Source organism: Acidimicrobiales bacterium (assembly GCA_035540975.1).
Classification (GTDB): Bacteria; Actinomycetota; Acidimicrobiia; order Acidimicrobiales.
In genome coordinates this window covers 1-23,230 of record DATLFN010000085.1, presented here as the reverse complement: position 1 = coordinate 23,230, position 23,230 = coordinate 1, and the positions used below count along the sequence as shown (strand labels likewise).

The following is a 23,230-nucleotide window of genomic DNA, read 5'->3' as shown; positions in this document are numbered from 1 at the left end:
GGACGCTGGCTGGCGGACCGGCCGGCAGCTAGCGTCCGCCCGTTCGCAGCCATGGCGACCTCGATCCCCATCCCCGACCGCAACATCACCCGCCACCGGTCACGACCGGGTGAGCGGGCCGTGGTCGGGCTCCTCGCCGTTTGCGCCGTCGTCTCCGTGCTGGTCACGCTCGGGATCATCGCCGTCCTGGCGGGCGAGACGATCAGCTTCTTCGCCAAGGTGCCGGTCCTCGACTTCCTGACCGGGACGCGCTGGGCGCCCCTCGGTGGCCGGGTCGAGGCCGGTGACTTCGGGGTCCTCCCGCTGATCAACGGGTCGCTGATGATCGCCGTCGGCTCGCTGTTCGTCGGGCTCCCGCTGGGGCTCGCCACCGCCGTCTACCTGGCGGAGTACGCCCGGCCCCGGGTGCGGTCCGTCGTCAAGCCGGTGCTCGAGGTGCTCGCCGGCATCCCTACCGTGGTGGTGGGGTTCTTCGCCCTGAACTTCGTGACGCCGACGCTCCTGCGACCGATCTTCGGCGACGAGCGCGTGTTCATCTTCAACGCCGCCGCCGGCGCCGTCGCCGTGGGCCTGATGATCCTGCCCGTCATCGCCTCGATCAGCGAGGACGCCATGCGCGCCGTCCCCCAGGCGCTGCGGGAGGCCGCCTTCGGCATGGGGGCGAGCAGGCGGGTGGTGGCCCTGCGGGTGGTGATGCCCGCCGCCCTGTCGGGCATCGCCGCCTCGGTGATCCTGGCCGTCTCCCGGGCCGTGGGCGAGACGATGGCGGTCACCATCGCGTCGGGCAACACGCCGCGGCTGACCACCGACTTCTTCGACTCCATCCAGACCCTCACCGCCTACATCGCGCAGACGGTGAGCGGCGAGGCGGCCGCCGGGTCCATCCGCTACGAGTCGCTCTTCGCCGTGGGCGCCACGCTGTTCCTCATCACCCTGGGCATGAACCTCCTCAGCATCCGCCTCGTGCGCCGGTTCCGGCAGGCGTACCAGTGACGGCCGTCGCCGTCGGGGCACCCGCCGGCCTCGGCCGGGGCGCCAGCCGGACCCGACTCAGCCTCCTGCTCGACGGCGTCGCCGCCTTCAGCCTTTTCCTGGGGACGTTCCTCGGCGTCGTCGCCCTGGGGCTGCTCCTGGTGACGATCTACGACCGGGGCTGGGACCGGCTGGCGGCCGACCCGGGCGCCTTCTTCGGCAACTTCGTGTCCCGGTTCCCCGCCCGGGCCGGGATCAAGGCGGCCCTGTACGGGACGATGTGGCTGATGGGGCTCACCGCGCTGTTCAGCTTCCCCGTCGGCGTCGGCGCCGCCGTCTACCTCGAGGAGTTCGCTCCCAGGAACCGCCTCACCAACCTCATCGAGGCCAACATCGCCAACCTGGCCGGGGTCCCCTCGGTGGTCTACGGGATCCTCGGCCTCGGCGTGTTCGTGCGGTTCCTGGGGATGGGCCCCAGCCTGCTCGCCGGCGGCCTGACCCTCGGCGTGATGAGCCTCCCGGTCATCATCATCGCCGCGCGCGAGTCGCTGCGCGCCGTTCCCGAGTCGGTGCGGCTGGCCGCCTACGCGCTGGGGGCCACCAAGTGGCAGGCGGTGCGCCACCACGTGCTCCCGGCGGCCATGCCGGGAACGATGACCGGGGTCATCCTGTCGCTGTCCCGTGCCATCGGGGAGACGGCCCCCCTCCTCGTCATCGGTGCCGCCGTCTCCATCTTCAACACCCCCGACGACGTGCGCGACCCGTTCTCGGCGCTCCCCGTGCTGATCTTCAACTGGACCAGCCGGCCGCAGCCGGCGTTCGCCGAGGCGGCGGCGGCCGCGAGCATCGTCCTGCTCGCCATGCTGCTGGCGATGAACGCCGTGGCCATCTTCGTCCGCAACCGATTCTCGACCCGGTGGTGACCACGTGCCCGACCCGAATGCCACGTTGAGCCAGTCAGCGGGCGCCCCCGGCACCGCCGGCCCCACCCGGCGACCGGAGGTGCCGGCCGCCGACGACCCCCCCACGGTGGCCGCCGGAGCGCCGGTGTTCCGCATCGACGACCTGAGCTTCTTCTACGGGGCCTTCCGGGCCATCCGCGGCGTCACCATGGACATCGCCGAGAACCGGATCACGGCCGTGATCGGCCCGTCCGGGTGCGGCAAGAGCACGTTCATCCGCTGCCTCAACCGGATGAACGAGCTCATCCCCGGCACGCGCGTGGAGGGGCGCATCGCCTACCACGACCAGGACCTGTACGGCGACGACGTCGACCCCATCGAGGTCCGGCGGCGCATCGGCATGGTGTTCCAGAAGCCCAACCCGTTCCCCAAGTCCATCTACGACAACGTGGCCTTCGGGCCCCGGGTGAACGGGATGAAGCCGTCCAGCATGGACGACCTCGTCGAGGAGTCCCTGCGCAAGGCGGCCCTGTGGGACGAGGTGAAGGACAAGGTCAAGAAGAGCGCCTTCTCGCTGTCCGGCGGCCAGCAGCAGCGCCTGTGCATCGCCCGCTGCATCGCCGTCCGCCCCGACGTCATCCTGATGGACGAGCCGTGCTCGGCCCTCGACCCGCTGGCGACCAACCGCATCGAGGAGCTCATGATGGAGCTCAAGCGCGACTACACGATCGTGATCGTCACCCACAACATGCAGCAGGCGGCCCGGGTGTCCGACCGGACCGCCTTCTTCACCGCCGAGGTGAGCGACGAGGGCCGGGAGCGCACCGGCGTGCTGGTGGAGTTCGACCGCACGGAGCGCATCTTCACCGCCCCCTCCGACCGCCGCACCGAGGACTACATCACCGGCCGCTTCGGCTGACCGCTGCGCTGTCAGCCCGGCCGCAGCGAGCCGTCCGGCGCGGCACCGGGCGGACCGGGCACGACGTCGGCACCCTCGTGGTCGTCGGCGGAGACGTCGTCCTCCGACCACTCGCCGGTGACCATGAACCGCACCCGGCCGCTCACGTTCACGGCGTGGTCGGCGATGCGCTCGTAGTACCGGCCCACCAGGGCCACCTGGACGGCCCGGTGGAGCGACGCCTCGTCGGGGGCACCGCCGGCGAAGATGGCCCGGAACAACGACTTCTGGAGATCGTCCATGACGTCGTCCATGTCGACGAGCGCCGCCGCCTGCAGGGGGTCCCCGTCCCGGAAGGCGGTGATGGCCAGCCGCGCCTGGTCGGCCGCCTGGGCCCCCATGCGCTCGATGAGCCCGCGGAGCTTGGGGTCGAGACCGTGCGGGTAGAGGCGACGCGTCGTCTTGGCGACGTTGACCATCAGGTCGCCGCACCGCTCCACCTCGTGGATCACCCGGAGGATGGCGACGACGGTGCGCAGGTCCCGCGCCATGGGGTTCTGGCGGGCCAGGACGACGTAGGCGCTCTCCTCGATCTCGTGGGTCAGGGCGTCCATGTCGGCGTCCGACGCCACCACCCGCTCGGCGGCGGCCAGGTCGGCGTCGAGCAGGGCCTGCGTCCCCGCCGTGATCTCCTCGATGGCCATGGCGCCCAGCCGCACGGTGTCGTCCACCATCTGCTGGAGCTGCTCGTGGTAGCGCTTGCGGGTGTCACCCATCGGCGCCAGTGTCGCACGCGCGGCGGGCGGGCTCGCCTGCCCCGTCAGGGAGCCACCTTCTCGTAGCGGTAGCCCAGGCCGCGGATGGTGACGATCCGCTCGGGGTTCGACGGGTCGACCTCGAGCTTGGACCGCAGCCGCTTGATGTGGACGTCCAGGGTCTTGGTGTCGCCGACGTAGTCCGTCCCCCACACCCGGTCGATGAGCGTGTCCCGGGTGAGGACCCGCCCGGCGTTGTCGAGCAGCACCTCCAGCAGGTCGAACTCCTTGAGGGGCAGGGCCACCAGGTCGCCCCGGACGGTGACCTCGTGGCGCTCGGGGTCGAGCCGGACGTCGCCCACCTCCAGCACGGCACCGCTCGAGCCGGCCGACTCGTCGTCGCGCGGGGCCCGGCGCAGCACGGCCCGCATCCTGGCCACCAGCTCGCGGAGGCGGTACGGCTTGGTCACGTAGTCGTCGGCTCCCACCTCGAGGCCGACGACCGTGTCGATCTCCGATCCCTTGGCCGTCACCATGATGATCGGCGTGCGCGAGCGCTGGCGGATCTCGCGGCAGACGTCCACCCCGGACAGGCTGGGCAGCATGACGTCCAGCAGGACGAGGTCGGGCCGCACCGCGTCGAAGAGGGCGAGGGCGGTGATGCCGTCCCTCGCCACGTGCACGAGGAAGCCCTCCCTCTTCAGCCCCACCACCAGGGCCTCCACGAACGAGTCCTCGTCCTCCACGACCAGGACGGTGGGCAGGGTCTCGGCCATGGCGCTCCTCATCCGGCGTCGGCCATCAAGCCGACCGGTCCCGGCGTCGCCGGCAGGCGCAGGGTGAACGTGGAGCCCTCGCCCTCCACGGACTCGACCAGCACGTCTCCGCCGTGGTTGGAGGCGATGTGGCGGACGATCGAGAGGCCCAGCCCCGTCCCTCCGGTGTCGCGACCCCGGCCGCGGTCGACGCGGTAGAAGCGCTCGAAGATGCGGCCCAGGTCCCTCGACGGGATGCCGATGCCGGTGTCGCGTACCGACACCTCGATCACCGACCCGTCGGTCCGGGCCCGCACCTCGACGTACGAGCCCTCGTCGGAGTACTTCACGGCGTTCTCCAGCAGGTTGGCCAGCGCCGACACCAGCTGGCGACGGTCGCCCTCCACCGTCCACGTCCGGGGCGGCTCGACCACCTCGAGGCGGACCGAGCGCAGCGACGCCGCCGGCTCGACCTGCGCCGCCGCCGCGGCCACCACCTCGCCCACCCTGACGGGTTCGTGGAGCGCCGACTCCTCCGCCTCGAGGCGGCTGAGGTCGAGCAGGTCGTCGATGATCTTCGCCACCCGGAACGCCTCGTCCTGGATGCGGCCGGCCAGCCGGTGCACCGTCGTCGAGTCGTCCTCGCCCACCAGGGTCTCGGCCAGCAGACCCACGGCCGCCACCGGCGTCTTCAGCTCGTGGCTGACGTTGGCCACGAAGTCACGGCGCACGGCGTCGAGGCGCCGGCGCTCGGAGACGTCCTCCACCACCACGGCCGACGACCGGTCGCCGAGCGGCACGGCGGCCAGCGACAACATGCGCCGGGGCGGCCCGTACAGCTCCAGGGGGCGGGACGCGGCCTCGCCGTCGGCCGCCGAGGCCAGCAGCTCGGCGAGAGCCCGGGAGACCAGGGCGTTCGACGCCCCCCCGCCCAGCACGTCCTCGGCGGCGGCGTTGCGGAAGCGCACGCCGCCGTCCGGGCCGGCGACGACGACGCCCAGGGGCACCGCCTCCAGCGCGCCCCGGAGGGACGCGACCAGGGCAGCCTGGTCCCTCGCCCGGTCGGCCACCTCGTCCGCCGCCCGGTCCAGCCGGGACAGCGCCGCCTCGAGACGGGCGCCGCCCGGCGTCGCTCCGCCGGGACGCAGCCGCGCCACGACCGCCTCGACGCGAGCGGCGGCCCGGCGCTCGGCCCGGGCCCGCGCCACCATCACCAGCGACACCACGGCACCCGCCGCGACGACCACACAGGCCAACAGCACCGGCACACGACGACGTTACCGAGGAGCGGCGCCCGGTGAGCCCCCGGAGCCGTCGCCGGGACCAGTGTTCACCGGTCGTTCACCGCGCCGTCGCCGGGGGGTGGCCGGGCCGGCCCCCGCGCTCCGTATGGTGGGAGCCGAGGCCAATGCCCGAGCCGACCAGGACCGTGTTCGATCGTGAGCTGGCCGACCTGGACGCCGACTTGGCGTGCCTCGCCGCCCGGGTCGGCCAGGCCCTGGCCGCCGCCGCCGAGGCCCTCGTGACCGGTGACCACGACCTGGCGGCCGGGGTCGTCGACGGGCATGCCGCCATCGACGCCGCCATCCGCCGCTGCGAGGGCCGGGCCTTCGAGTCGCTGGCCCGCCAGCAGCCCGCCGCCGGCGACCTGCGCTTCCTGGTGACCGTGGTGCGGCTGACCCACGAGCTGGAGCGCTCGAGCAAGCTGGTCCGCCACGTCGCCGCCTTCGCCGCCAGGCCGCACGCCCCCCTCCCTCCCCGCCTGGGCGGCCTGCTGGGCCGCATGGCGGACGAGGCCCACCAGCTGTTCCAGGGCTCGGTGGAGGCGTACGTCCGGCGAGACGTCGCCGCCGCCGAGGCCCTCGACGTCTGGGACGACCGTCTCGACGAGCTGCACCGGCGTTTCCTCGCCGAGGTGTTCCGCACCCCGCCCGACCTGGCCACGACCCTCGACGTGGTCCTGGTCGGTCGCTACCTGGAACGGGTGGCCGACCATGCGGTGATCGTCGGCCGGCGTGTGCGCTACCTCGTGACGGGGCAGCTGTGAGGACGATCGGCGGGGACGACCGGCGGTGACCGAGGACGGGCGCGAATGGCTGGGGCCGGGCCGGCAGCGGTTCCACGCCCGGATCGCGTCGCTCCAGCGCGCCGTGGTGGGCATCGGCTTCGAGGTCCAGCGGTCCGTGGCCGAGGCGACCGACGCCTGGTTGCGGCGGGACTGCGAGGCGGGGCGGGGCGTCGACGCCCGCACGGCGGGCTGGTCGGCGCGGGCGCGCGACGCCGAGCTGGCCGCCTACGATCTCATCGCCACCCAGCAGCCCATGGCCGTCGACCTCCGCCGCCTGGTCGCCCTCGTGCGCCTCACCGAGGCGGTCTCCCGGGCGGGCGACCTGGTGGCCCACGTCGCCCGGTCCGCCTGCTTCGAGCGGGACGCCTCGGACTTCGGCCCCGGGTTGCGGGTCCTGGTGGTGGAGATGTCGACGGCGGCGGCGGCCGAGCTGGGTGCCGCGCTCACCGCCTACCAGGCGGGCGACGCCGAGGCCGGCCAGGGCGTCGAGGCGTCCGACCGCGACCTGGACGTGCTGCGGACCGAGCTGTTCGCCGCCCTCCTCGCCGGCGGCACCGAGACGGCGCCCGCCGTCGACCTGTCGCTGCTGGGCCGGTTCTACGAGCGCATCGGCGACCACGCCGTCGAGATCGCCCGGCAGGCCGAGTTCGTGTCCACCGGAGGGTCGCCCTACGCCCCGTAGCCCACCGGGAGGAGCCGGTCGCCGTCGGGCATCCGGTAGTACACCTGCCAGTGGTAGTAGCCCAGGTACGCCCGCTCGTCGGCCTCCATCTGCTCGGCGTAGGCGGTCACGGCGCGCACGTAGCGGTCGCTGCGGTTGTAGTTGAACAGCGCGTTGGCCATGTTGCCGGGGGCCCCGTTGCGCACGAGGTAGCGGGCGGCGGCGAGGATCGAGTCCCGGTTCGAGTTGATGTCGCCGCCGGCGCCGTACTGGCCCCAGGTGGCGGGGAGGAACTGCATGGGGCCCTGGGCCCCGGCCGTGCTGGTCCCCCGGATCCGGCCCATTCGCGTCTCGACCAGGTGGATGGCGGCCAGGTACTGCCACGGGGCACCGAGCTGGGCTTCCGCCGCCTTGTAGTACCCGAGCAGCTCCTCGGGCGGTGCGGGGGCGACGATGCGCCACGGCGGCAGGGCGTCACGCGGCTTGGTGAGGGCCCGCAGGTCGGCGCCCGCCGACACGTTGGCCCGCACGGTGGCGTGCAGCCCGGCGGGCAGGCGGGCGAGCACGTCGTCCAGCCAATCGGGCCTGGCCGTGAGCTGGCGGTAGGCCGCCTGCTGGGCGGTCCCGTGCCGCTCCAGGTCGGCGGCCGGCGTGGCCGCGTCGCGGATGGCCGCCTCGCTGGTGGCGATGGCCGACGCGATGGACGCCGGGTCGCCCTCGCCGAGCACGCTGAGGCCGCCCCCCCGCCGCCCGGTGGTGGTGGTGGTGGTGGTGGTCGGGGCCGGTGCGGCCGCCGTCGTGGCGACGGTCATCGACGGCGGCGGCGTCGTGGCGACGGTGGTCGACGCGTCGCCGTCGGTGCCGATCGTCGGGTCGTCCTCGCCGGCGTTGCAGCCGGCCACGCCGGCCAGGACGGCGAGGAGCACGGGGACGGCGGCGGCACGGCGCATCCGCAGCAGGCTACCGGCCGGGGACGGGCGGTCAGCGGCGGCGGCGGAACAGCCCTTCCTGCACCACCGACACGGCGTGGACGCCGTCCCGGCGGTAGATGCGGCCCTGGCCGAGCCCCCGGGCGCCGGACGCCGAGGCGCTCTCCTGGTCGTACAGCAGCCACTCGTCGGCCCGGAAAGGGCGGTGGAACCACATGGCGTGATCGAGGCTGGCGCCCATCAGCGCCGGGTCCAGCCAGCTGGTCCCGTGGGCCAGCAGGATGGAGTCGAGCAGCGAAAGGTCGGAGGCGTAGGTGACGACGCAGGCGTGCAGCAGCGGGTCGTCGGGCAGCGAGCCGTCGGCCCGGAACCACACCTGCTGGCACGGCGGCCGGCCCGGCCCACCACCGGTGGCGTGGGGCGGCTCGTCCGCGTGGCGCAGGTCGATGGGCTGCGGCCGCGAGTACCACTCGCCGACCTGGTCGCGGTAGGGCGCCAGCCGCTCGGCGAACGTCGGCAGCCCCTCGGGCGGCGGTGCCTCCGGCATGGGCAGCTGGTGGTCGAAGCCGTCCTCGTCGGCGTGGAACGACGCCGCCAGGTTGAAGATCGCCTGACCGTGCTGGATGGCGACGACGCGGCGGGTGGTGAAGGAGCGGCCGTCGCGGATGCGGTCCACGTCGTAGAGGATCGGCACCGACGGATCGCCCGGGCGGAGGAAGTAGGCGTGCAGCGAGTGGACGGCCCGGCCCGTCTCGACGGTGCGGCCGGCCGCCACCAGCGCCTGCCCGGCCACCTGGCCGCCGAACACCCGCTGACGCTTGTCGTCCGGGCTGCGACCGCGGAACACGTTCACCTCGATCGGCTCCAGGTCGAGCAGCGCGACCAGGTCGCCGAGGGCGGTCATGGGCTCATCCTGGCACCGCCTCCGTACGCGCCGCCGCCCGGTGCCGGGGCACCGGGCGGCGCGGGGAGAGGGTGCGGACGGGTTACGGAGTGGAGGTGGACGTCGAGGTGGGCGGGCCCACGCCCTCCGGACGGTTCTCCGCCGCCTTGCCGGCGTCGCCGGAGCTGCCTCGCTCGGTGGCCCGGTTCTCGGCGCCCTGCTCGTTGTCGGCCGTGGCCGGCGGCTTGGGCCCCTCCGAGTTGCCGGGGCTCTCCGGACGGCCGGCCTCGCCGCCCTCGGCGGCATCCTTGCGGGCCTCGGCCGCGGCCTTGGCCTCGGCGGCCTTGTCGGCGCCGGTCGACCTGGTCTCGTCCTTCGGCTCGTCGGCCTCGTTCGCCTCGGATTCGTCGTCGCCGTTCAGCGAGGACAGGGGCTTGCCACAGTCCGACTCGGCCGCCACCTGGCGCTCGTTGACGTCGGGGGTGGCCGGGTCGTCCGGGTGGGCCTTGACGTACTGGCCGTGGTTGCCCTTGAAGGGCTCGGGCGGGTCGCCCACGGTGCAGCCCTCGAGGAAGCGCTCGGTGCCGGGCCCGCCCTCGGCCCTGGCGGCGGCGCGGGCGGCCTTCTTCGCCGCCTGCTCGGCCTTCTTGTCGCCGTCCTCGTCGTCGACCAGCTGGGCGGCGGCCAGCACCTCACGGGCGACCGAGCCGGCCTGCTCGGGCAGCGACCCGGGGAGGGCGGCGGCCAGCCCGGTCCCGCCCAGGAGGGCGCCCGCCAGCATGGTGCCGGCCAGGAGGGGGCGCATGCGGCTGCGGCCCGGCGCCGGGGTGGCGGCGGAGAGGTAGGCCTGGTGGCGGGCGGCCACGTCGGGGTCGACGGGCTGGGTGCCGAGCTCGTGGAGCCGGCGGACGGCGGGAGACTGGTCGTCGTGTTCCATGCCCGGGTGAGCGCCGGCCGGGAGGCTCAGGATACGGGCGGGGTGGTGAGGTTGTCCTCGGCCGCCGACGGCAGGACGGCCAGGGTCGGCGACGCAGCCGCCGGCGGTGGTGGTGCGGGCGGTGGTGGTGCGGGCCGGTCCACGAGCGACGAGAGCGTCTCCAGCGCCCGGTGCTGCATCGCCTTCACGGCGCCCACCCGGCGCCCGGTGATGCGGGCCACGTCGGCCAGCGGGAGGTCGGCCACGAAGCGCAGGACGACGACCTCGCGCTGGTCGGGCGTCAGCCGCGAGAGGGCCTCGACCAGCTCGGGGTCGAACGGGTCGGCGGGCGGCGGGGCCGGCGCGTGGGGGACGTCCCGGTCGACCAGCCGGGGTCGCCGGGACGCCCGGCGGCGGGCGTCCAGCAGGCGGTTGTGGGCGATGGCGAACACCCACCGGCGGAGCGCGGCGTCGTCGCCCTCGAACTTGTGGAGGTCGCGGGCGACCTGGAGGAACACCTCGCCCAGCAGGTCCTCGGGGTCGGGCGCCCGCTGGGCGCGGAGGTAACCGAGCACGGGCGGCGCCAGCCGCCGGTAGACGTCTTCCGCCGAGGACGCCACCGTCAGCGCTCGGCGATGGGCACGTAGTCCCTGGTGCCGGGGCCGACGTAGAGCTGGCGCGGGCGGGCGATCTTCGAGTTCTGCTCCAGCAGCTCGACCCAGTGCGCCAGCCACCCCGACGTGCGGGGGATGGCGAAGAGGACCGGGAACATCTCCACCGGGAAGCCCATGGCCTGGTAGATGAGCCCGGAGTAGAAGTCCACGTTCGGGTAGAGCTTCCGGGAGATGAAGTAGTCGTCGGAGAGCGCCGCCTCCTCCAGCTTGAGGGCGATGTCGAGGAGGGGGTTGGCGCCGGTGACCGCGAACACCTCGTCGGCGACCTGCTTGATGATCCGGGCGCGGGGGTCGTAGCTCTTGTAGACGCGGTGGCCGAAGCCCTGGAGGCGGGCGCCGCTGCCCGACTTCACGCTCTTGAGGAAGTCGGGGACGTTCTCGATGGACCCGATCTCGGTGAGCATGCGGATGACCGCCTCGTTGGCGCCGCCGTGGCGGGGGCCGTAGAGGGCGGCGGCGGCGGCCGCGCACGCCGAGTACGGGTCGGCATGGGCGGACCCCACGGTGCGCATCGCCGTCGTCGAGCAGTTCTGCTCGTGGTCGGCATGGAGGATGAACAGCACGTCGAGCGCCCGCGACAGGGCCGGGTCGGCCTCGAAGCGGGGTTCGGCGACCTTCCACATCATCGACAGGAAGTTGGCGGAGAAGCCCAGGGAGTTGTCGGGGTAGACGAACGGCATCCCGACGCTGAAGCGGTGGGCGGCGGCGGCCAGCGTGGGCATCTTGGCGATGAGCCGCACGATCTGGCGCTGCCGGCAGTCGGGGTCGTGGATCCTCTTGGCGTCGAGGTAGAAGGTCGACAGGGCGGCCACGGCCGAGACGAGCATCCCCATCGGGTGGGCGTCGTAGTGGAAGCCCTCGAGGAACCGCTTCCGCACGTTCTCGTGGATGAAGGTGTGGTACGTGATGTCCTTCACCCACGCCTCGTACTGCTCCGGTGTGGGCAGCTCCCCGTGCAGGAGCAGGTACGACACCTCGAGATAGGTGGACCGCTCGGCCAGCTGCTCGATGGGGTAGCCCCGGTAGCGGAGGATGCCGGCGTCGCCGTCGAGGTAGGTGACGGCGCTCTCGCAGGCGGCCGTCGCCATGAAGGCGGGGTCGTAGAACAACACGTCGGGCAGCGCCTTGCGCCACACGTCGGACGAGACGCCCCCGTTCACGATCGGGGCTTCGAAGGACTCGCCGGTGCGGTTGTCGGTGATGGTGAGCGACTCGGTCACGAGAGGAAACGCTACCGCCCGCCGGGCGGCTCCCCGGCGGTCCGGCCCCGCGGGCGGGCGCCGGCCGTCGTGCCGGCGCCCGCCCCGCCCGCCCGAGGTCACTCCAGGCAGAGGCCCCGGTCGACGGTGGTGTGATGCCCGAGGGTGACGCTGTCCACGATCGCCCGGTCCTGGATGGTGAGGCGCACGACGTACCCGCACGGGGCGATCATCGGGTCCCCGAAGTCCAGGGTGAAGGGCGTCCCGGCGAACGGCGTCTGCGTGCCGGTGCCGATGCCCACCGTGAGGGGGATGGGGGGAATGGGGCCGCCCGGGCCCCCGATGACCGAGATCGACCAGTTCCGGAAGTGGCGGTCGCGGGCGACGAACGTGCCGTTCACGGGGCCGTGGGGCACCTTGCACTGGCCCGCCGTCTGGAGCTCGAGGTCACCGGCGTTGACCGTGTCGGTGGGCTCGGCCACGCCGCGCACGATGCTGTCCATCCGGACCCGGGCGGTGTCCACCACGTTGAGGGGGACGTCGAGCTCGAGGGTGAAGTCCCACCGGTCGTTCCCGCCGGGCGCCAGGTGGCCGAGCACGCCGGTGGTGTTGCCCGTCCACGTGGGCCACGGCACCCACCCGTCGGCCGCCGGCGTCACGAGCACCGACGTGCCTCCCGACGTCACGACGTGGAACGGATCGGTGAGGAGCTGGGTGGCGCCGGAGTCCACGTCGGTGGCCCGGATGCGGTACTGGTGGCCGGCGAGGGCCGGGTCCAGCGGTCCGTGCAGCACGACGTCGCCGGTGAACGGGCAGTGGTCGGGCAGCGGCGTGGCGACGCCGAGGACGGCGCCCGGCACGGTGAGGCCGGTGACCAGGTCGACGTCGGCGGCGGCGACGCCCCCCACGATGGTGAACCGGGCGGTGCCGTCGTAGACGGGGCCGGGCTCGATCTTTACGCTCCGGTCGATGCGGTTGCCCCACACGGGGACGGCGTCGGGGTCGGTGGTGGACGGCGGCGTGTTCCAGGAGAGGACCGCCCGCACCCGCCGCAGCACCGGCTCCTGGCAGCCGCGGCGGAAAGCGCCCACGTCGACGGGCAGGACGGCGGCGTAGCAGAGGCCGTCGCCGATGTCGTCGTAGTCGTGGACCTTTACCTCCACGGTGCCCAGGTAGCCGAGCGAGCAGTCGTCCTCCCAGTCGGCCCAGAAGGCGACGTACTCGGTGCTGCCGGCGCTGCACGGCGGTCCCGAGTAGCCGCTCGACTGCTTCACCTCGAACGACGCCACCAGGGACCCGCCCTGGAGGGCGGCATCGAGGCCCAGGCACTCGAGCTCCTCGTACGTGGTGTTCCCCGAGGTGTCCTCGACCGCCTTCAGCACGTCGACGAGGTCGATGCCGGCCTCCTTGGCCGACAGGGCGACGGACGCCAGCTCGGACGGGCCGGCGGCGGGCGTGCCCGCCATCGACGTCAGCGCCTCCAGCGCGAACCGGTGGGCGGGGACCTTCTTGCCCCGGTAGCGCCGGCTCAGCTCCTGAAGGCTCAACGCCTGGAGCGGGCCGGGGTCGGGATCGGGCGACGGCGGCTCATCGACGACGGCCTTGGGCACGATCTCCAGGACCGACTTGGGCAGCTCGGCGACGATGTCGGAGAGGAAGAAGCGGCGGGGACGGATCTGCACGCGGCAGTCGGTGACGTCGCCCCACGGCGGCGTCCAGTCGGGCTGGCCGGCGGGCGGCTCCAGGTTCCACGACAGGATCGCCCGCACCATCGGGAGGACCGGCTTGGAGCACCACTTCCGCCGGGGCCGGAGGGCGACCCCGCACACGTAGCTGAGCGGGTGGGTGGCGCCGCCCGAGCAGTCCCGGCCGGCGGGGATGTCGTGAACGTTGACCGCTGCCGTGCCGGCGTCCTCCCAGCCGCTGCCGTAGTCCACGTAGAACCGCACGTGCTCGAACGAGCCGGCCGTGCAGGGCCCGCCCGAGTAGCCGGACGACCGCTTCACCAGCACCGTCGCCTCGATCCGGTCGCGCTCGGGGCTGTACGAGAGGCAGTCCAGCTCCTCGTACGTCTTGTCCCCGTCCTTCGGCTCCACCGCCTCGAACCCGAGGTCGGGGAACGACCCGAAGTAGTTGGGGTTGGCGGCGATCAGCGAGCGGAAGCGCCGCCGCGGCAGCGCCACCTGCTCGAGCTCGTCCTTGGCGTGCGTCTGGTCGTCCATCGGAGTCCCCCCGGGTCCCGGGGACGGAAGAGCCCGTCCACCGCCGACGAGAGCAGCGATGCGGAGGGACTGATACATACGCTGTGCCGGTGACCGGGGGCGACGGCGATGCCTGAGCACATGCACCGCTACGACTGGAGCGCGCCGCGTGGGGGCTGGCCCTCTTTCGGGCCCGACGGGAAGCGGATCCGGGAGGACGACGTGGAGCCGGTGCGCTGCCCGTCGTGCGGGGAGACGGTCGGGACGGCGTCCCCCGGCACCGAGGTGACCGACACCCCCGGCGAGGTGTCCATCGACGGCGTGGTGGTGCACACGTGCGAGCCGCCGGCGGGGTGACGAAAACCGGCGTGTACCTTTGGTGTATGGCACGCACTCGTACCAACATCGAGATCGAGGACACCTACGTCAGGGCGATCATGGACCGCTTCGGCGTGCACACCAAGACCGAGGCCGTCGACCTTGCGCTTCGCCACCTCGCCGGTCAACCGATGAGCCGTGACGAGGCGGTGGCGATGCGGGGCGCCGAGGCGATCGACGAGGTCCCGGAGGATGTCCCACCGGCCGCCGTCTCGTGATCCTCGTCGACACATCGGCGTGGGTGGAGTACGACCGCGCCACCGGCAGTCCCGTCGACCGGCGCCTGTCGCAGCTCATCGCCGCTGGCGACCAGGTCGCCGTGACCGAACCGGTGGTCATGGAGGTCATGGCCGGCGCGCGCAGCGACGATCGCGAGGCAGACCTTCGCCGGCTCCTGCTGCGATCCCATCTGCTCCGGTTCGACCCGGTCGCCGATTTCGAAGCCGCGGCCCGCATCTACCGGGCCTGCCGGCGCGCCGGTGTCACTCCCCGAGGCATGGTCGACTGCATGATCGCGTCGGTTGCCCGGCGGCACCGCGCCACGGTCCTCGCGAGAGACGCCGGCCTGAGCCGGGTCGCCCACGTCGTGGGGATCGACCTCGACGAGGCGTCACGGCCCACCTGACGTCGCCTTCAGCCGGTGGGGTGGCATCGGCCACCCGACCGGCCTCTGCATTCGAAGCCCCTCTGTGCGCTGCGGGATCGACAACCCGCGTGGCGCGCGTCCCATGCTCACCGAGGCTTCGTCCGGCCGGCAGGACGCCGGAAGTCGATCGCTCGCCACTTCAGCGATGATGCCGGACCTCGAGGTCGGGCACGTCGGCGAACGCCGTGGCGTCCGCGGTGACGACCGCCCGGCGAGACGCCGACGCTGTCGCGGCGATCAACAGATCGTGCGCTCCCCGCGGCGTACCCTGGCGGCGCACCGCGACGAGCAGTCGTGCATGAGCCTCGGCGACAGCGACGTCGTAGGCGATCACGGGGATCGCGGCAAGCACGTCCTCCACGAACGCGGTCCTCGCGGCAGCCTTCTTCCGGGTGCCCAGCAGCGCACCGACGCGGAGCTCGGCGATGGTGACCGCGGCGATGGCGACGTCGTCCTCGTCGGCGATCACATCATCCAGGCCGCTACGGGAACGGTCGGCGTCGATGAGGAAGGTCGTGTCGAGCAGGAGGCGGGTCAGGATCGATCCTCGATCTCGACGAGCCGGCGGAGCGACGCCAGCTCGGTCCCCCAGCTCTCGTCGCGCCGGTGCCTCCGAAGCATCGCCTTCGCATCGGCTCCCCGTCCGGGTCTGGCCGGCCCGAGATGGGCGACGGGCCTTCCCCGCCGGACGACGGTGAAGTGCTCGCCGCGGTGCTCGACCGCGTCCAGGATGTCGGCGAAGTTCCGGGCTGCTTCGGTCGCGCTGACCTCGGGCATGAAATCAGATTATCAGATTGAACCGAGGATGACGCCGAGACCGCCCTTTCGAGGCTGGGTAGCCCGACGCCGTGGGGTTGGCGTAGTCACCGAGGAAGGTCTCGGTCGCCGGGGTCTACGAGTGCGTCGAGGAGCAGGCGCTTGGCGCCCGTCGCCCATCGTTGGTTGGACCAGCCCAGTTCTCTGACGAGCAGGCGATGCGACTCGGGCGACAGGAGGGTCCACACGAAGCCGGCGGCGTCATCGACGGTCCAGTCGCTCCGGAGCCGGCCCTGTGCATGGATGCGCGCCACGATCTGACGCATGCCCTGTAGGCGTAGCTCCATGCGGCCACGGACCAGCTCGTCCATCTCGGGCGCCGTCCGTCTGGCGGCTTCGGCGACGTCGGCGATCTTGGTGATGCCTGGCTCGAAGCGACTGTGTGCGTCGACGAGCAGCGAGAGCGCCTCCACCCCGTCGGGTGAGGCGAAAACAGGCGCGAGCAGCTCGCCGAGGTGTTCTTGTTCCTCGATCCAGCTGAACAGCGCGACGAGAAGCTGCGCCTTGGACCCGAAGTGGAGGTAGACGGCCTGTCGGCTCACCCCGGCCGCCGCGCCGATCTCCTCGAGGCCGACGTCGTGGTAGCCGCGTTCCTCGAACAGCGCTCGCGCTGCGCCGAGCAACCGGCTCCGGGTCCCCTCGCGTCGAGTTGACATGCTGTAAAGAACCTAATACCTTTACAGGATGTCAAGTGGCGTGGCCCGAGACCGAGCACGATCGGCTTCTGACGGGTGGGTGCTGGTGGGCGGCGTTCGAGTCGCCGTGCGCGATCACGGGGGTGACGGACCAGGTCTGGTGCTTCTCCACGGAGTCGGCGGCAACCTCGAGACGATGGACCCGCTCGCCGAGCGGTTCGGTGGCCACCGGGTCATCGCCTTCGATCTGCCCGGTTGTGGCTGGTCCGGACGCATCGGCGACCTCGACACCGATCCGATCGGCACCATGGCTGACGCCCTCCACGGGGTGATCCTGCACTTCGGCCTCGACGCTCCCGACCTGCTGGGGCACTCCCTGGGAGGAATGGTCGCGGCCCGCTACGCGGCCCGACATGGCGAAGCCAACGGCGGAGGCCGCCTCGTGAGCATCGACGGGTTTCCGCCCGGTCATCTCACCGTGGCCGACACCGATGGTCAGGCGGTCCACCAGGCATGGCTGGTTGGCGCGCGACGCGAGCTCGAGCAGATGACGGAGGCGCCCGTCGTCCAGGACGCCGCCGAGCGGCAGCGACAGGCGGCCAGCATGCGGGGATGGCTGACCGCATCACGGATGGACCTTCCGAACCTCGACGCGGTCATCGACCGCCAGTTTCTCGCCCGCGGCGACGGGACCTCTCTGCGTCGCCCCGATCGAGCGATCATCTCCGGTGCGTTCGCTCGAGACGTCGACGTGCTCGCCGACTACCGAGCCACGACCGCACCGACCCTGATCATCCGGTGCACGGAGTGGGCGCCACCGCCGATCGACGAGGACCTCGCCGATCTCGCGAAATCCCGGCCAGGCGTCGACGTCATCGCGTTCGCCGGCTCCCATCTCTCGCCCGCGTGGGAACGCGTCGACGACGCTGCAGCCGTCGTCGAGGAGTTTTGGGCTCGCCACCCGCGACCGGGCGACGGGCGCTCGTGACGGTGCCGCTCGATCCCATCGTGGTCGCACCCGACACGTTCCTCATCCCGAACGTCGTGCCCGCCGGCGATCTCTTCCTCCCCGTGAACTCGATGGTCATCCGAGGCCCGGAGCCGGTGATCGTCGACACGGCGGCACCCGTGCCCCGCGACCAGTGGTTGCGATGTCGGGGTGCTCCGGCCGGTCGCCGCGATCGCAGTGGACCTTTCCGGTCCTTGGCCACGTCTCTTCGGCCTTGACCACCACCGGCGACGGCGCCACCGGGATCGACAGGACGTACGGAAGCGCCGGGTCGGGGTCAGGATTCCGCGCGATGCGGAACGGTGCAGTCACGTCTGCTCCGGCACCACCACGATCCGCTCCGCGACAGCAGCGGTCGCGAGGCGTTGGTCCCAGGTTGCGACGATCATCGATGGCTCTCGAAGGCCGAGCGCCGTCGCCAGGTGCACCGCGTCCCGACCGCTCAGATCGTGCTTCACCGCGAGCGCTGCGGCGCGGTCGGCCATCGTCGGCGTGAGCTCGACGAAGTCGATCTCAGCTCGATAGCTCACGCTCGCTGTGCAACGCGATGCGACTTCTCGTCGAGTCGGCCGATACGCCGCCCCGTCGCGAGCGCGGCACTGACCTCGGGGACGACGAGGCGACTGGCCGCGGCCGGTCCAGGATCGTTCCACAGCGCTTCGGCGTCGTCGCTGCCGACCTCGTCGATCAGCAGCTTGACGAAGGCGCTGCTATCCCAGAACGCGAGCGCCGGTCGGCGCGCATCTCGCTCACGAGCTCCGCCACCGGGCCGGTCGCCTTGACGCGTCGGCTCTTCGAGGCACGCGACTTCGGCCGCGCCGCTCGTGTGACGGCGCCCTCGCGGGCCAGGCGGTCGAGCAGCTCTTCTTGACTCGCAGCAACGAGTCGGGCGACAGGGACGCCACGATCGGTCACGACGAGGCGCTCGCCCGCTGCGGCGCGCTCGATGTAGGCCTGAGGTTCGCCCGTAGGTCACTGATGACCACCTTCGCGGTCACCAGCGTAGCCGGGGACGTACAGGTCATAGCGTCAATCTGTACACGTTCGTATCGCGGCGCTCGAAGCCGAGCTTGGCGTACAGGAGGTTGGCCGCCTCCCGGCTGGGCCGCGAGGTGAGGTCGACCGTCCGGGCGCCCGCCTCGGCGGCGATGTCGCACGCCCGGCGGGTGAGGGACTCGGCCACGCCCCGGCGACGGGCCGCCGCGTCGGTGACGACGTCCTCGATCCAGGCCCGCACCCCGGTGGGGATGCGGAACACCACCAGGGTGAGCGTCCCCACCACGGTTCCGGCGTCGTCCACGGCCAGCAGCAGGCGCGTGCCGGGCGCCTCGACCATCTCCGCCAGTTCGGCGGCCGTGGGCGGCGGCGCCGAGCCGGACACCTGGGGCACGAGCCGGCCGAAGGCGGCGACGAGGTCGTCGTCGACCTCCGACGCCTCGACGACGCGGATCACGCCGGGTCGGGGACCGGCTGGGGCGGCGGCGGGCCGACGTAGCGGGCGCTGGGCCGGATGATGCGGTTGTCGGCGGCCTGCTCGAGCATGTTGGCGCACCACCCGATGACCCGGCTCGACGCGAACGTCGGCGTGAACAGCTCCCGGGGCAGCCCGCACCGGTCCATCACCACGCCGGCGTAGAACTCCACGTTGGCGTAGAGGTGGCGACCGGGCTTGAGCTCGGCCAGCACGTCCACCACCGTCTGCTCCACCTGGGTGGCGAAGGCGGCCTTGTCGCCGCCCAGGCGCTGCGCCACGCCGCGGAGCATGAGCGAGCGCGGGTCGTCGGTCTTGTAGACGCGGTGGCCGAAGCCCATGATCCGCTCGCCACGGTTGACGGCGCCCCGGATCCACTCCTCCGCCTTGTCGGGGGTCCCGATGGCGTCCAGCATGTCGAGGGCCCGGCTGGGAGCGCCGCCGTGCAGCGGTCCCGAGAGGGCGCCGATGGCGGCCACGGTCGCCGAGCCGAGGTCGGCACCGGTGGACGTGACGACGCGGGCGGTGAACGTCGACGCGTTGAACCCGTGGTCGATGGTCGAGATCTGGTACTGCTCGACGGCCCGGGCGTGGTCGGGGTCGGGGACCTCGCCGGTGAGCAGGTACAGGTAGTTCGCCGAGTACCCCAGATCGGGCCTCGGCTCGAGCGGGTCGAGACCGTTGCGGAGCCGGTGCAGCGCCATGATCAGGGTGGGCGTGACGGCGCAGATGCGCAGGGCGTCGCCCCGCCGCTCGTCGGCCGTGAGGTCCATGCTCGGGCGCATGTCGAGGGCCTGGGACACCGCCGACATGGCCGTGCGCAGGGCGTCGAGCGGGCCCGGGGCACCGCCGGCCCGGGCGATGTCGGGCAACAGCGGCTTCACGGCGTCGGGGATGGCCGACAGCGGGCGAACCTCGTCGAGGAACCCGGCCCGCTGCGCGCCGTCCGGCAGCTCGCCGTTGAAGAGCAGGTACCACACGTCCTCGAGCGACCGCTTCCCGGCCAGCTCCACGGCGTTGTAGTGGCGGTAGTGGTAGAAGCCCTCCTGGCCCCGCACGTCGCCCACCGCCGTCTCGGCCACCACCACGCCCTCGAGGCCCTTGGGCGCCTCGACCAGGCTGGGATGGCCCATGGACCGGATCTGGGCCATCGCGACGAGGTCGGTCAGGCTGATGAGGCCCACCAGCTCGGCGCCGTCGACGACGGGGATGTGGCGGTACCCCTTCTCGGCGATGGTGTTCCACGCGTCCACCACCTCGACGTCGGGGCCGAGGGTGAAGGGGTCGGGGGACATCAGCTCGACGACCTTGGTGGGCCCGTCCTCGCCCTTGGCCGAGAAGCGGACGAGGTCGTGCTCGGTGAGGATGCCCACCGGCCGGCCGCCGTCCACCACGACCACCGAGCCGACCCGGTGCTCGAGCATGCGGGCGGCGGCCTCGGAGATGAGCTCGGTGGGCTCCGCCGTCAGCACGGGGGTGCTCATGAGATCGGCGATGGTGCGCGCGGGCGTGGCCAAATCGGGACTCCGCTCTTCGGGGGCCGGCTGTCGCCCGCAAACTATCCGGTGGGCCGGGCGGTCGCCCGGGGCGGCCCGCCGCGGCTCTACTGGTCGGATGCAACGGCTCACAGGCCTGTCCGTCGTCGTCACCGGCGCCTCGTCCGGGATCGGGCGGGCCACCGCCGAGCGCCTGGCACGCAAGGGCGCCCGCGTGTGGGCGGTGGCTCGCAGCGAGGGGCCGCTGGCCGAGTTGGCCGCCGCCGTCCCCGGCATCACCCCGTTGGTGGCCGACGTCACGGTCGACGCCGATCGGGCCACCCTGCTGGAGCGGGTGGGCCGGGTCGACGTGCTCGTGAACAACGCGGGCATGGGGTGGGTGGGACGAGTCGAGGACATGCCGGCCGAGCGCGTGCGCGCCCTGTTCGAGCTCAACGTCCTCGCCCTCATCGACCTCACCCAGCGCGTGCTGCCCCAGATGCTCGAGCGGGGCGGGGGCAACGTCGTCAACGTGGCGTCCCTCGCGTCGTACGTGTCCGTGCCGCCCCTCACCGTCTACTCGGCCACCAAGTTCGCCGTGCAGGGCTTCAGCGACGGGCTGCGGCGCGAGGTGTCCCGGCGAGGGGTGGCGGTGACGACCGTCAACCCCGGCCCCGTCGCCACCCTGTTCGGCGAACGGGCCCGCGTGGCCCGGCGCACCGACGAGATGGGGCACCGCCTCATGCCGGGCGTCCCGGCGTCGTCCGTGGCGCGGGCCGTGGAGCGCGCCATCCGGATGGGGTCGATCCCCGGCTACCCGGCGATCGCCGTTCCCCGCCTGGCGGCGGTGGTGCGGTTCGGCTCGCTGCCCGGGGCGCGCTGGGTGACCGACGCCGGCGCGGTCGTCACCCGCCGCATCCGCGTCGCCGCCGACGACGACGGCGGCAGCGACGGGGTTCAGCGCTAGGCGCGTTCGCGGAGGTTTGCTCGGGTGCCCGCGTCGAGATCGTCCCGCGCCCAGTCGGCCAGGGCAACCGCCTCGAGCTTCGAATGGACGCCGAGCTTGGCCAGGAGACGCTGGATGTGTGTGCGGGCGGTCGCGTACGACATGCCGAGCTCCCGGGCGAGGGCAGCTGTCTCCTGGCCCTCGACCAGGTGGTCGAAGATCTCCCGCTCCCTGGCCGTCAGCGCCCTGCTCCACGGCTCGTTCGGCGGCGACGCAGACTGGCGGGGTGCTGCGTTGGCAGCCGGCTCGTGGAAGACCTCCTCGCCGGCGGCCACGCGCGCGATGGCATCGAGGATGTCGTCGAGGCGGCGGTCCTTGGCGACGAAACCGTCGGCACCGGCGTCCTTGGCCCTGGACGACGCCGACGGGTCGCTCGACCCGGTCACCACGACCACGCGCGTCGCGGGCGAGGCGGCGCGGAGATCGCCGAGCCCGTTCGCCTCCTCGACGGCGCCGAAGTGGAGATCCACGACGTACAGCTCGGGGCGGTGACGGGCAACGGCGGCCGAGCCGGACGCCGGCTCGTCCGTGCACTCCACGACGTCGTACCCCTCTCCGGCGAGGACACTGGCCATGGCCTCGCCGAAGATCCTGTGCTGGTCGCAGATCACCACCCGGAGCACGGGCCCCCCGAACCGGTCGGCACATCGGCGTCGGTCGCCCAGCCCTGTCCCTCGCCCGCCGCGCATGCGGGCCCACCCGCCGTCCCGAGCCGCCGTTCCGACCCCCCGCCGTTTCGTGGGAAGCTCACGACATCACCCGCCGCGATCATGAGATGGTCAATTGTGCCGCGCCGCCGCACCATTCCGCAACGCGGCATTCCCCTGACCCCTGCTCGGCGAACACGCCGTCGCCCGCGGCGTTCCCGGGCGTCCGTTACCCATATGGCCCGTGGGGGATTTCGGGGTGTTGAGGGTTGTCGTGGCCGACAGCCGGGCCGCCTTTGTCGACGCGCTGACGGTGCGACTGCGGAGCGAGCACGACGTCGAGGTCGTCGGCGTGGCCACTTCGACGGCGGAGCTGGACTCGTCGCTGGCCGCCTCGCCGGCCGACGTGCTGGTGACCGACCTCAGGATCGACGGACCGGACCTCGGGTCTCTCGCCCGGCTGCGGCGGGCCCACCCCCGCCTGCGCATCGTGGTGCTGAGCGCGGTCGAGGACCCCGCCGTCGTCGTCGCTGCGCTCCGGATCGGTGCCTCGGCGGTCCTCGCCAAGGAGGCGACGATCGCCGAGCTGATGGCGGCCGTACGGGGGAGCCTTCGGAACGAGACCTTCGTGTCGCCGCGACTGCTGACGGGCGCCGTCGCCCACCTGCTGGGCCCGATGCCCGAGCCCACCGACGTCGAGCGCCGGCTCGGGGCCCTGACCGCCCGCGAGCGGGACATCCTCCAGGCGATGGTCGCCGGGCAGGCGCCGGCAGCGATCGCCCGCCAGCTCGTCCTCTCGACCAGCACCGTCCGTACCCACGCCCGCCGGGTGCGGGAGAAGCTGGGCGTCCACTCCACCCTCGAGGCGGTGAGCGTCGCTAAACGCGCCGGCGTCCGGCCCCGGCGACCGGCGTGACCGGTCGCCCCTTCCCTCCGGCGCCGCCCGTGGTGGGCACCCTCCGGTCCGCCGTGCCGGCCCCGTGCGCGTCGCGGTGACGGGCGGCGCCGGGTTCATCGGCGCCAACCTCTGCCGAGTGCTGAGCGACCGCGACGACGTCGACCAGGTCGTCGCCGTCGACGACCTGTCGACCGGCGACGCGTCGAACCTGGCCGGGCTCCCCCGGGTGGAGCTGGTCGCCGGCACCATCCTCGACCCGGCGGTCCTCGACGCCGCGTTCGCCGGTGCCGACGCGGTGGTGCACCTGGCGGCGCGCCCTTCGGTGCCCCGGTCCATCGACGACCCGTTGGCGACCCACGTCGCCAACGCCACGGGGACCCTCGAGGTGCTCGAGGGCGTCCGCCGGGCGCGCGGGCCGGCGCTGGTCGTGGCCTCG

The 23,230-nt window shown here is 72.8% G+C and carries 28 protein-coding genes; 12 read left to right on the top strand and 16 right to left on the bottom strand.

Annotation, left to right across the window (positions count from 1 at the left end; genetic code table 11):
• Positions 1–51 precede the first annotated feature (51 nt).
• Genes pstC through pstB form a run of 3 tightly spaced genes read left to right on the top strand, consistent with a single transcriptional unit; the run spans position 52 to position 2,793 of the window.
• Positions 52–993: a phosphate ABC transporter permease subunit PstC gene (gene pstC / locus VM242_09545; protein ID HVM05405.1), complete on the top strand. Its 942-nt coding sequence runs from the start codon at positions 52–54 to the stop codon at positions 991–993.
• Entirely contained in the window at positions 990–1,895 is a 906-nt protein-coding gene (pstA, locus tag VM242_09540; GenBank protein HVM05404.1) for a phosphate ABC transporter permease PstA, read from the top strand. The genes pstC and pstA overlap by 4 nt, the downstream gene beginning before the upstream one ends.
• A gap of 25 nt (positions 1,896–1,920) precedes the next feature.
• Positions 1,921–2,793 (top strand): phosphate ABC transporter ATP-binding protein PstB, encoded by an 873-nt coding sequence (gene pstB, locus VM242_09535; protein HVM05403.1) that lies wholly within the window; start codon positions 1,921–1,923, stop codon positions 2,791–2,793.
• A gap of 11 nt (positions 2,794–2,804) precedes the next feature.
• Here the strand turns inward: pstB and phoU are convergent, their stop codons facing one another.
• The 3 genes from phoU to VM242_09520 are packed head-to-tail and all read right to left on the bottom strand — an operon-like array spanning position 2,805 to position 5,550.
• Positions 2,805–3,548, bottom strand: coding sequence for a phosphate signaling complex protein PhoU (gene phoU, locus VM242_09530; protein HVM05402.1), 744 nt, complete (start codon positions 3,546–3,548; stop codon positions 2,805–2,807).
• A 44-nt stretch (positions 3,549–3,592) separates the two neighbouring features.
• Positions 3,593–4,303: a response regulator transcription factor gene (locus tag VM242_09525; protein HVM05401.1), complete on the bottom strand. Its 711-nt coding sequence runs from the start codon at positions 4,301–4,303 to the stop codon at positions 3,593–3,595.
• 8 nt (positions 4,304–4,311) lie between these two features.
• The gene (locus VM242_09520; protein ID HVM05400.1) at positions 4,312–5,550 is read right to left on the bottom strand and encodes an ATP-binding protein; all 1,239 of its coding nucleotides are present in this window, start codon (positions 5,548–5,550) and stop codon (positions 4,312–4,314) included.
• Positions 5,551–5,690: 140 nt separating this feature from the next.
• On the opposite strand from VM242_09520, the gene VM242_09515 reads away from it, so the two are divergent.
• Together VM242_09515 and VM242_09510 are read left to right on the top strand one after the other, a co-directional pair.
• Entirely contained in the window at positions 5,691–6,329 is a 639-nt protein-coding gene (locus VM242_09515; GenBank protein ID HVM05399.1) for a PhoU domain-containing protein, read from the top strand.
• Positions 6,330–6,354: 25 nt separating this feature from the next.
• Positions 6,355–7,032, top strand: a complete 678-nt coding sequence (locus tag VM242_09510; protein ID HVM05398.1) for a PhoU domain-containing protein — start codon at positions 6,355–6,357, stop codon at positions 7,030–7,032.
• Here the strand turns inward: VM242_09510 and VM242_09505 are convergent.
• The 6 genes from VM242_09505 to VM242_09480 all read right to left on the bottom strand — a co-directional run bounded on the left by VM242_09505 (position 7,020) and on the right by VM242_09480 (position 13,834).
• Positions 7,020–7,961 (bottom strand): lytic transglycosylase domain-containing protein, encoded by a 942-nt coding sequence (locus tag VM242_09505; protein ID HVM05397.1) that lies wholly within the window; start codon positions 7,959–7,961, stop codon positions 7,020–7,022. The two genes, VM242_09510 and VM242_09505, sit on opposite strands and share 13 nt — an antisense overlap.
• A 31-nt stretch (positions 7,962–7,992) precedes the next feature.
• On the bottom strand, positions 7,993–8,844 hold the full coding sequence (tesB, locus tag VM242_09500) for an acyl-CoA thioesterase II (GenBank protein HVM05396.1): 852 nt from the start codon (positions 8,842–8,844) through the stop codon (positions 7,993–7,995).
• A gap of 82 nt (positions 8,845–8,926) precedes the next feature.
• Positions 8,927–9,760 carry a hypothetical protein gene (locus VM242_09495; protein HVM05395.1) on the bottom strand — a complete coding sequence of 278 codons (834 nt, stop codon included), beginning with the start codon at positions 9,758–9,760 and terminating at the stop codon, positions 8,927–8,929.
• A 26-nt stretch (positions 9,761–9,786) separates the two neighbouring features.
• A complete protein-coding gene (locus VM242_09490; protein ID HVM05394.1) occupies positions 9,787–10,359 on the bottom strand; it encodes a sigma-70 family RNA polymerase sigma factor in 573 nt (190 codons plus the stop codon).
• Between the two features lie 2 nt (positions 10,360–10,361).
• Positions 10,362–11,633, bottom strand: coding sequence for a citrate synthase (locus VM242_09485; GenBank protein ID HVM05393.1), 1,272 nt, complete (start codon positions 11,631–11,633; stop codon positions 10,362–10,364).
• 98 nt (positions 11,634–11,731) lie between these two features.
• Positions 11,732–13,834 carry a hypothetical protein gene (locus tag VM242_09480; GenBank protein HVM05392.1) on the bottom strand — a complete coding sequence of 701 codons (2,103 nt, stop codon included), beginning with the start codon at positions 13,832–13,834 and terminating at the stop codon, positions 11,732–11,734.
• Between the two features lie 108 nt (positions 13,835–13,942).
• Between VM242_09480 and VM242_09475 the strand changes: the two genes are divergently transcribed.
• The 3 genes from VM242_09475 to VM242_09465 are packed head-to-tail and all read left to right on the top strand — an operon-like array spanning position 13,943 to position 14,816.
• Positions 13,943–14,170, top strand: a complete 228-nt coding sequence (locus VM242_09475) for a hypothetical protein (GenBank protein HVM05391.1) — start codon at positions 13,943–13,945, stop codon at positions 14,168–14,170.
• Positions 14,171–14,196: 26 nt separating this feature from the next.
• Positions 14,197–14,409: a type II toxin-antitoxin system VapB family antitoxin gene (locus VM242_09470; GenBank protein ID HVM05390.1), complete on the top strand. Its 213-nt coding sequence runs from the start codon at positions 14,197–14,199 to the stop codon at positions 14,407–14,409.
• A complete protein-coding gene (locus tag VM242_09465; protein ID HVM05389.1) occupies positions 14,406–14,816 on the top strand; it encodes a PIN domain nuclease in 411 nt (136 codons plus the stop codon). Before VM242_09470 ends, VM242_09465 begins: the two co-directional genes overlap by 4 nt.
• Before the next feature lie 160 nt (positions 14,817–14,976).
• Here the strand turns inward: VM242_09465 and VM242_09460 are convergent, their stop codons facing one another.
• The 3 genes from VM242_09460 to VM242_09450 form a co-directional block, all read right to left on the bottom strand.
• Entirely contained in the window at positions 14,977–15,363 is a 387-nt protein-coding gene (locus VM242_09460; protein ID HVM05388.1) for a PIN domain-containing protein, read from the bottom strand.
• A gap of 8 nt (positions 15,364–15,371) precedes the next feature.
• Entirely contained in the window at positions 15,372–15,614 is a 243-nt protein-coding gene (locus tag VM242_09455; GenBank protein ID HVM05387.1) for a type II toxin-antitoxin system prevent-host-death family antitoxin, read from the bottom strand.
• Between the two features lie 86 nt (positions 15,615–15,700).
• Complete coding sequence (locus VM242_09450; protein HVM05386.1) at positions 15,701–16,276, bottom strand: helix-turn-helix domain-containing protein; 576 nt, start codon at positions 16,274–16,276, stop codon at positions 15,701–15,703.
• Positions 16,277–16,337: 61 nt separating this feature from the next.
• Here VM242_09450 and VM242_09445 point away from each other — a divergent pair, with 61 nt between their 5' ends.
• Positions 16,338–17,276, top strand: a complete 939-nt coding sequence (locus VM242_09445; protein ID HVM05385.1) for an alpha/beta hydrolase — start codon at positions 16,338–16,340, stop codon at positions 17,274–17,276.
• A gap of 329 nt (positions 17,277–17,605) precedes the next feature.
• Here VM242_09445 and VM242_09440 read toward each other — a convergent pair whose 3' ends face one another.
• From VM242_09440 to VM242_09430, 3 genes are all read right to left on the bottom strand, one after another.
• A complete protein-coding gene (locus tag VM242_09440; GenBank protein ID HVM05384.1) occupies positions 17,606–17,827 on the bottom strand; it encodes a PIN domain-containing protein in 222 nt (73 codons plus the stop codon).
• A gap of 491 nt (positions 17,828–18,318) precedes the next feature.
• Positions 18,319–18,750, bottom strand: a complete 432-nt coding sequence (locus VM242_09435) for a GNAT family N-acetyltransferase (protein ID HVM05383.1) — start codon at positions 18,748–18,750, stop codon at positions 18,319–18,321.
• Positions 18,747–20,252: a citrate/2-methylcitrate synthase gene (locus tag VM242_09430; protein HVM05382.1), complete on the bottom strand. Its 1,506-nt coding sequence runs from the start codon at positions 20,250–20,252 to the stop codon at positions 18,747–18,749. The genes VM242_09435 and VM242_09430 overlap by 4 nt, the downstream gene beginning before the upstream one ends.
• Before the next feature lie 130 nt (positions 20,253–20,382).
• Here VM242_09430 and VM242_09425 point away from each other — a divergent pair, with 130 nt between their 5' ends.
• On the top strand, positions 20,383–21,210 hold the full coding sequence (locus tag VM242_09425; protein HVM05381.1) for an SDR family NAD(P)-dependent oxidoreductase: 828 nt from the start codon (positions 20,383–20,385) through the stop codon (positions 21,208–21,210).
• Here VM242_09425 and VM242_09420 read toward each other — a convergent pair.
• Positions 21,207–21,872 (bottom strand): response regulator transcription factor, encoded by a 666-nt coding sequence (locus VM242_09420; protein ID HVM05380.1) that lies wholly within the window; start codon positions 21,870–21,872, stop codon positions 21,207–21,209. The two genes, VM242_09425 and VM242_09420, sit on opposite strands and share 4 nt — an antisense overlap.
• Positions 21,873–22,170: 298 nt before the next feature.
• Here VM242_09420 and VM242_09415 point away from each other — a divergent pair, with 298 nt between their 5' ends.
• Both VM242_09415 and VM242_09410 read left to right on the top strand, forming a co-directional pair.
• Positions 22,171–22,812 (top strand): response regulator transcription factor, encoded by a 642-nt coding sequence (locus tag VM242_09415; protein ID HVM05379.1) that lies wholly within the window; start codon positions 22,171–22,173, stop codon positions 22,810–22,812.
• A 64-nt stretch (positions 22,813–22,876) separates the two neighbouring features.
• On the top strand, positions 22,877–23,230 hold a 354-nt coding region (locus tag VM242_09410), incomplete at its 3' end, for an NAD-dependent epimerase/dehydratase family protein (GenBank protein ID HVM05378.1).

Bases quoted from the DNA above. Each gene is read 5' to 3' on its own strand.
- pstC (HVM05405.1), top strand. From the start codon at position 52: ATGGCGACCTCGATCCCCATCCCCGACCGCAACATCACCCGCCACCGG.
- phoU (HVM05402.1), bottom strand. From the start codon at position 3,548: ATGGGTGACACCCGCAAGCGCTACCACGAGCAGCTCCAGCAGATGGTG.
- VM242_09525 (HVM05401.1), bottom strand. From the start codon at position 4,303: ATGGCCGAGACCCTGCCCACCGTCCTGGTCGTGGAGGACGAGGACTCG.
- VM242_09515 (HVM05399.1), top strand. From the start codon at position 5,691: ATGCCCGAGCCGACCAGGACCGTGTTCGATCGTGAGCTGGCCGACCTG.
- VM242_09505 (HVM05397.1), bottom strand. From the start codon at position 7,961: ATGCGCCGTGCCGCCGCCGTCCCCGTGCTCCTCGCCGTCCTGGCCGGC.
- tesB (HVM05396.1), bottom strand. From the start codon at position 8,844: ATGACCGCCCTCGGCGACCTGGTCGCGCTGCTCGACCTGGAGCCGATC.
- VM242_09495 (HVM05395.1), bottom strand. From the start codon at position 9,760: ATGGAACACGACGACCAGTCTCCCGCCGTCCGCCGGCTCCACGAGCTC.
- VM242_09480 (HVM05392.1), bottom strand. From the start codon at position 13,834: ATGGACGACCAGACGCACGCCAAGGACGAGCTCGAGCAGGTGGCGCTG.
- VM242_09475 (HVM05391.1), top strand. From the start codon at position 13,943: ATGCCTGAGCACATGCACCGCTACGACTGGAGCGCGCCGCGTGGGGGC.
- VM242_09470 (HVM05390.1), top strand. From the start codon at position 14,197: ATGGCACGCACTCGTACCAACATCGAGATCGAGGACACCTACGTCAGG.
- VM242_09455 (HVM05387.1), bottom strand. From the start codon at position 15,614: ATGCCCGAGGTCAGCGCGACCGAAGCAGCCCGGAACTTCGCCGACATC.
- VM242_09445 (HVM05385.1), top strand. From the start codon at position 16,338: ATGTCAAGTGGCGTGGCCCGAGACCGAGCACGATCGGCTTCTGACGGG.
- VM242_09430 (HVM05382.1), bottom strand. From the start codon at position 20,252: ATGAGCACCCCCGTGCTGACGGCGGAGCCCACCGAGCTCATCTCCGAG.
- VM242_09425 (HVM05381.1), top strand. From the start codon at position 20,383: ATGCAACGGCTCACAGGCCTGTCCGTCGTCGTCACCGGCGCCTCGTCC.